This is a genomic window from Methanospirillum sp. (genome assembly GCF_028679455.1).
In the GTDB taxonomy this organism is placed as follows: domain Archaea; phylum Halobacteriota; class Methanomicrobia; order Methanomicrobiales; family Methanospirillaceae; genus Methanospirillum.
Genome location: NZ_JAJRBM010000063.1, coordinates 1 through 3448, shown reverse-complemented (window position 1 = coordinate 3448; position 3448 = coordinate 1). Strand labels below are relative to the sequence as shown.

At 49.1% G+C, this 3448-nt stretch carries 5 protein-coding genes; 3 read left to right on the top strand and 2 right to left on the bottom strand.

All coding sequences use genetic code 11. From position 1 onward, the window contains the following. On the bottom strand, nucleotides 1-364 hold a 364-nt coding region (locus LUQ50_RS02075), incomplete at its 3' end, for an NAD(P)/FAD-dependent oxidoreductase (RefSeq protein WP_300035450.1). Nucleotides 365-449: 85 nt separating this feature from the next. Here LUQ50_RS02075 and pth2 point away from each other — a divergent pair. Both pth2 and truD read left to right on the top strand, forming a co-directional pair. Next, complete coding sequence (gene pth2 / locus LUQ50_RS02070; protein ID WP_300035448.1) at nucleotides 450-812, top strand: peptidyl-tRNA hydrolase Pth2; 363 nt, start codon at nucleotides 450-452, stop codon at nucleotides 810-812. Continuing rightward, complete coding sequence (gene truD, locus LUQ50_RS02065; RefSeq protein WP_300035445.1) at nucleotides 809-2083, top strand: tRNA pseudouridine(13) synthase TruD; 1275 nt, start codon at nucleotides 809-811, stop codon at nucleotides 2081-2083. The genes pth2 and truD overlap by 4 nt, the downstream gene beginning before the upstream one ends. Before the next feature lie 10 nt (nucleotides 2084-2093). On the opposite strand, the gene LUQ50_RS02060 is transcribed toward truD, so the two are convergent. Then, complete coding sequence (locus LUQ50_RS02060; protein ID WP_300035440.1) at nucleotides 2094-2774, bottom strand: dihydrofolate reductase family protein; 681 nt, start codon at nucleotides 2772-2774, stop codon at nucleotides 2094-2096. A gap of 102 nt (nucleotides 2775-2876) precedes the next feature. Between LUQ50_RS02060 and LUQ50_RS02055 the strand changes: the two genes are divergently transcribed. After that, nucleotides 2877-3209 (top strand): cupin domain-containing protein, encoded by a 333-nt coding sequence (locus LUQ50_RS02055; RefSeq protein WP_300035437.1) that lies wholly within the window; start codon nucleotides 2877-2879, stop codon nucleotides 3207-3209. Nucleotides 3210-3448 lie beyond the last annotated feature (239 nt).

Sequence of the window (3448 nt, the reverse complement as noted above, 5' to 3'; positions counted from 1 at the left end):
TCAGATCACAGGCCTGAGTTTTTAGTCTGATCTCAGCACCAGCATCTGCAGCTGCATACCCCATCTCCTGATCTAGAAGGGCACGATCAACCACGTATGCTTTCGTTCTCCCTGCATCAAATGAGAGCATAGCATGATCCGTAGTAACCGAAGCACCGGATACCTTATTGAGTATAGATCTGGGACTAACCCTGCATTCCTCAAATGCTGAACAGGAGAGCAGACCAGCACACTGGACCGGAACACCGATATGTGCCTGCTCCTCTATCAGCAGAGTTGACAGTCCGGCCTTTGCACAGGATTGTGCAGCTGCCGAGCCAGCAGGTCCTGCGCCGACCACGACAACGTCATAATTCCGGTCCATACTGCCTCAGTATCTGATCCCTTTACCTATCAATTCTCTGAACTTCCTGTATCATTATGGTAAGGCAGCCCTAACTGGTTAGGATATGGCCCGGGAACCCGAGTTCAGGTGGAAACAATGCATCATTATCAGAAACGATGTAAAGATGAGTTGCGGGAAAAAATGTGCCCAGGCAGGTCATGCGGCCATTGTTGCGTATGAGAAGAGCGATGCTTCATCCAAAAAAGCATGGATGAATGAAGGCCAGAAGAAGGTTGTTCTGAAAGCATCTGATGAGCGGACACTTTTTGAACTCAAGAGTATCGCCGAAGCAGCAGGCATAGCAGCAGCTCTGATCCAGGATGCGGGAATGACCGAGATTCCCCCGGGGACCATCACCGCCCTCGGTCTAGGTCCGGCAAAGACTGAAGATCTCGACAAGATCACCGGAAACCTCACGCTCTTATGATAAAAAGTCCGTATCCCCTAGACCATACACTTGGTCTTTCATGGTATTCCTCTGATCAGGAGGGAATCGGGGGTAGACTCAAGGCAGTACCTGAAGACTTTGTGGTTGATGAAATTCCTGAAACCCCGGTACCGTCCGGTACCGGCCCGTATCTGATCTGCCGGCTTACCAAGAAGAACTGGGATCAACAGCGGTCAATTAAAGAGATAGCAGGCCGGCTCGGAGTGAGTCATCAGCGGATAGGGTTTGCTGGGACCAAGGACAAACGGGCAGTAACAACCCAGTATATCTCGATCTATAAAGGCGATCCTGCGGTCATTGAAGCGCTCCATATTCCGGATATTACCATCGAACCGGTAGGTGCATCAGAACAACAGATCAGTCTCGGTGATCTTAAAGGGAACCGGTTTACCATATCTCTGACTGATTTTAATCCCTTCAGGCCAGAGGATAATCCTGAGGAGATCAACAGAGATCTTTCAGAGGGGGTGCCCAATTACTTCGGATACCAACGGTTTGGTGTCCAGCGACCGGTAACCCACTGCACTGGTCTTGATATGCTCAGAGGGTCGTATGAAGATGCGGTACGAACCTTTGTCAGCATGCCTTCGGTAGGAGAGCATGAAGAGGCTGCCAAAGGACGGAAATTTTATGCGGACACCGGGGATGCAAAGGCTTCACTTCACCAGATTCCAGTCAGGCTCTCCTTAGAGCGGTCTCTTCTTCATCATCTGGACAGCAATCCGGGAGACTATGCAGGTGCATTTCATACCTTTCCCCGGACGCTCAGATCCATGTTTGTGAGTGCGGTTCAGTCATGGCTCTTCAATCGTGCTCTCAGCATGCGGATAGAAGAGGGACGAGGACTTTCTGACCCCGGGATTGGGGATCGGATCCTCTACCCTGATGGTAGATCAGATATCATCACCCAGGGAACGGCACGGATGGCAGCAATGCAGGTGAAACGTGATCGCTGCAGAATAGCAATCTTTATGCAGGGATCAGAACCGGTTGAACAGGCAGGTCCTGATGATAGGAACATGACCTGGCTGATGGAAGAAGAAGGGATAACTGCTGAAATGTTTCAAACGGTTTCGTCTTTCCTGGAAACGAAATTTTCTGGAGCACCCCGTTCAATCATGCTCAAAACCGACCTCAGGGTGACATTGAACGAGAACCGGATCTCATTCTTATTTGATCTTCAACCTGGACAGTATGCAACAACCCTGCTCAGAGAGATCATGAAGGCAGATCCGATCCAGATGATCTAATAAGACCGATTCAGACCCGGCGAACCTTATACTCGGTGATCAGGTTTTCACCTGCAAGATAATTTTTTGTCAGTTCGAGTCTGATCAGATCATCAACCGACCGGGTCGCAAGGCCCCCGACAAGGGAAGGTGTATCTGAGCCACCAGCGATGAATGGCAGGTGAATGAGCACAATCTCATCAATCAGCCCAAGTGAAAACATCTGTCCGTTCAAGGTTGAGCCACCTTCGATCATCAGCCGGGATACCCCGTATGAGGATGCCAGCCGGCTCATGAGCAGCGTGAGGTCGACCTTATCCTTCCCGACAACTTCAATATGGGCTCCTTTCTCTTTGAGAACGGCTATCTTTACCGGATCTGCCTGTTCACTTACTGCTATTATCGTTGGTGAATCAGCAGAGAGGACATTGGCATCAGGAGAGATGTCTGCACGTGAAGAAGGGATTACCCGGATTGGGTTCTTACCCTGGACATGGCGAACCGTAAGAAATGAGTTATCAATGCGTATGGTATTTGACCCGACCATGATAGCATCTGATTCAGCCCTGATACGGTGGAGCAGGACCTCGGCCTCATGTGACATAAACTGCATCAGGAGTTTTGATGATGCACCCCGGGTCACGGTTAATTTTCCGTCTACAGTCACCTCAGAGACGAGGACAACATGAGGACGGTTCTGGTCTCCAGACATTCGTACCTTCACTATTGGTGGTAAGTCCAATTTAATCTGGTCATGCCCCTTCCAGGTAATGAATAGGAGGGATGAAATAGAACGGGCTCATGATCTCACCATATGGATAAAGAGACGGAGAATCTGAAAGGAATAATCATCAGACCTACTGAACTGGTGACCTATCAGAAAGGGAGTGTAGTTAGCAGGATGATTACGTATACTCCTCAGGGTACGATAACCTTGTTTGCTTTTGCGGAAGATTCAGGATTATCTGAACATACCGCTCCGTTCGATGCGGTATTGCAGGTGCTGGAAGGTACCGCCGAGGTAACACTTGAAGGAGAAAAATTTCAGGTAGCTTCCGGTGAGATGATCATCCTCCCGGCAGACATCCCCCACGCGGTCCATGCACCGGTCTCGTTTAAGATGATGCTCACCATGATTCATGCGTGAGTTTCGGGGGTGTAATTCTCATTCCATGAGGGAAAGATGACACAAAGCATAATTGTCGATACTTCATCTGAGTATTTCCAACTCCTGTTTCTCCCCTTCAGATCTGTTCACCAGGTTTAGGGAGAATGGGGTGAGGGACTAGAAAGGATGAATATTACTGCTTTTCGTTACCGATTCATCGGATATATCGAGCCGCTATCAGGCATTTTTCTGAAACTAAAAATCTCACCAAATATGGT